General features: G+C 41.9%; 4 protein-coding genes. All 4 read left to right on the top strand.

Annotation, left to right across the window (positions count from 1 at the left end; translation table 11 throughout):
- The first annotated feature begins 2 nt into the window (after positions 1 to 2).
- Complete coding sequence (locus B9J84_RS01600; protein ID WP_404206165.1) at positions 3 to 1,130, top strand: HDOD domain-containing protein; 1,128 nt, start codon at positions 3 to 5, stop codon at positions 1,128 to 1,130.
- Positions 1,131 to 1,165: 35 nt separating this feature from the next.
- Positions 1,166 to 1,531, top strand: coding sequence for a response regulator (locus B9J84_RS01595; protein ID WP_094123376.1), 366 nt, complete (start codon positions 1,166 to 1,168; stop codon positions 1,529 to 1,531).
- Positions 1,528 to 2,109, top strand: a complete 582-nt coding sequence (locus B9J84_RS01590; protein ID WP_094123375.1) for a chemotaxis protein CheC — start codon at positions 1,528 to 1,530, stop codon at positions 2,107 to 2,109. The genes B9J84_RS01595 and B9J84_RS01590 overlap by 4 nt, the downstream gene beginning before the upstream one ends.
- Positions 2,110 to 2,118: 9 nt before the next feature.
- Positions 2,119 to 2,716: PAS domain-containing protein (locus B9J84_RS01585; RefSeq protein WP_179217497.1), on the top strand; the 598-nt coding region annotated here is incomplete at its 3' end.

The following is a 2,716-nucleotide window of genomic DNA, read 5'->3' as shown; positions in this document are numbered from 1 at the left end:
GTATAGATGATGATGTTTTTATGCTTAAAGCCATTGCTCGTTTGATCAGGCGTATTCGTCCAGAATGGGAAATCATACTGGTTTCGGAGCCGCTAAATTGGTTGTCAGAATGGAATAAGCATAATTGCCAACCACCAGCCATTATCATTTCAGATTTACTCATGCCGCATAAATGTGGCGATGAGCTGTTAGAAGAGGTAAAGCAGACTTACCCGCAAGTAGTGAGAGCTCTTTTAACTGGTAATACGCAGGAAAATCTGCCTCAAAAAGCGCATGCGTATTCCCACTTCGTTCTGCCTAAGCCATTCACACAAGAGGACTTTGAACGCTTATTTGAATGTACCGAACGTCTTTATCAAATGCCGTTTAACAATGAGTGCCGAACTAAACTCGGAAGTTTGAAAGATCTTCCGGTGTTACCCAATTCGATACACCGTTTACAACAAACTATTGCCTCTCCTACTTGTGATCTTCAATCGATCGCAGACACCATTAGCCATGAGCCTGTATTAGTCGCACGAGTGTTTCAAATTGCCAATTCTTCTTACTTGGGTTTTCGTCGAACCACTGATTCACTATCGGAAGCTGTTGGACGTTTAGGCGCAACTTTAGTGGAGAGTATCGCCATATCGTTATTGAGCCATCACGCTAACAGCTTAGTTTCAAAAAAGGCCCACCAAGATATTTCAGAACAGGCGCTGAGGGTGAGCTATATATCCCGTTTACTGGCTAAAAACTTGGGGTACTCTCTACGAGATAAAGATCGTGTGTTTGTCTCAAGCCTGCTTACCGCGATTGGAAAATTGATTTTGATGGAAGAAGGCGCTGATATTCATAATGTTGATTCTTTCTTGGAGCTTCAACAGGGATATGCTGATTACTACATAGTAACGGCATACATGCTGATGATATGGGGATACGGTTCGGAGATTGGAGAGATCGTTCTTAATCAAAGTAAGAGTGATTTTTTTTCAGATGACAACTCTGTTGTACTTGGCAGTATTGTGGGGCTTGCAAATCGCATAGAAGCATGTGAAGAAAATGAGAGCTACCAAGAACTGATTGACGGTGTACCAAGTTCCGTTGCAAGCGTATTAGTTGAGCTAAAACCCATATTTATTATTGAGTAATTCTATAATTACTTTTTTGGTTAGAGGGAGCGAACATGGCAATTAAAATTACAGTAGCAGACGACTCAAAGATGTCGAGAAAAGCGGTAATGAGGGCCATCCCTGAAGAGTGGGATGTGGAAATCAACGAAGCCCAAAATGGCAAAGAAGCCCTAGTCAATTACCAAAATGGGTGCGCTGAAGTGATGTTTTTAGATTTGACCATGCCAGAAATGGATGGCTTCCAAGTTCTAGAATATCTGCATAGCATTGATGCTAAAAGTATTGTCATTGTCATTAGCGCCGATATTCAACCTTTTGCTCAGCAGCGCGTAAGAGAACTCGGTGCAGTCACCTTTTTGCAAAAACCACTTGACCCAGCACAGCTAAAACAAACATTGCACGAGGTAGGACTATTATGACAATGGCACTTTCAGAAGACCATAAAGACGCCCTGCAAGAATTTATGAATATCTCAATGGGCAGAGCAGCAAATAAACTGGCTACCTTGCTTAATTTGCACGTCACTATATCCGTACCCAGTATTGGAGTGGCAACGGATGAGGATTTAGCGCAACTGCAATCTTACGAGACCGATTACTACTATACTCGGCAGTCCTTTTTTGGTGGCATGGATGGTGAGTTAGTGACCTTAATGAGCAGAAAAGGCTGTGAACAGATAGTGAGCGATCTCAAACAATCAACAGGTGATGCCCAAGATGTCGTGAGCCTAGAGGAGAGCATTTTAGATATCTCGAATATTTTATCTGGTGCAAGTCTAAAGGGTCTATGTCAGCAAATAGACGTAAAAACAAAAATTCAGCCTCCAGTGCTGTTTTATCCCTCAACACAGCCGCTCCCCATTTCTCAGTGGAAGCTATCTTTAATTATGGAAATTTCTTTTTTAGTCGAAAAAGCGTCATTCTCTGCTAAAACCATCATCTGTTTTGCAGACAACGAATTGGATAAGGTACTCATTCACCTCGATGAGTTGATGTAGGAGTTTGGAATGGGAAAAAGCCGCTTACTGCTTTCTGATCTGCTGGATCAACTCTCTTTTGCGTTGTGCATAGTACGGCAGGATTACATTATCGTGAAAGCTAATGACTATTTCCAATCCCGAGTCATTTTTGATGGTGATGTGATGCAAGGAAAGAACATACTTGAACTATTTCCTCATTCCGCAGACTACCTTAAACGAAAAATTGATACGGCATTGGTGATTGAAACTTCAAGCTTTAGTAGCTGGGAGCAGAAGCCTCACCTGTTGCCCTTTAAAAGTTCCCGCCCTGTATCGGGCGAAGAAGATCAGATGTATCAAGATTTGGAGATCATCCCTATTCATAGTGAAGATGGGACCATCGAGCATGTTTGTATATGTGTCTATGATGTAACGATACAAGCTAGCCAGCAGCAGGAACTTAAGCGTATTTCTCATCAATTAGAGCAAGAACATCAAGCGCAAAAAGTATTGATTAAAAAACTCGAAGATGCACAAGGACAACTACTGCAATCAGAGAAAATGGCCTCTATTGGGCAGCTTTCAGCAGGAATCGCCCATGAGATCAATAATCCAGTGGGGTTTATCACATCCAATATTCAAACAC

The organism is Vibrio sp. V03_P4A6T147, from assembly GCF_002241085.1.
In the GTDB taxonomy this organism is placed as follows: Bacteria; Pseudomonadota; Gammaproteobacteria; order Enterobacterales; family Vibrionaceae; genus Vibrio; species Vibrio anguillarum.
This window is presented reverse-complemented; position numbering and strand designations above follow the sequence as displayed.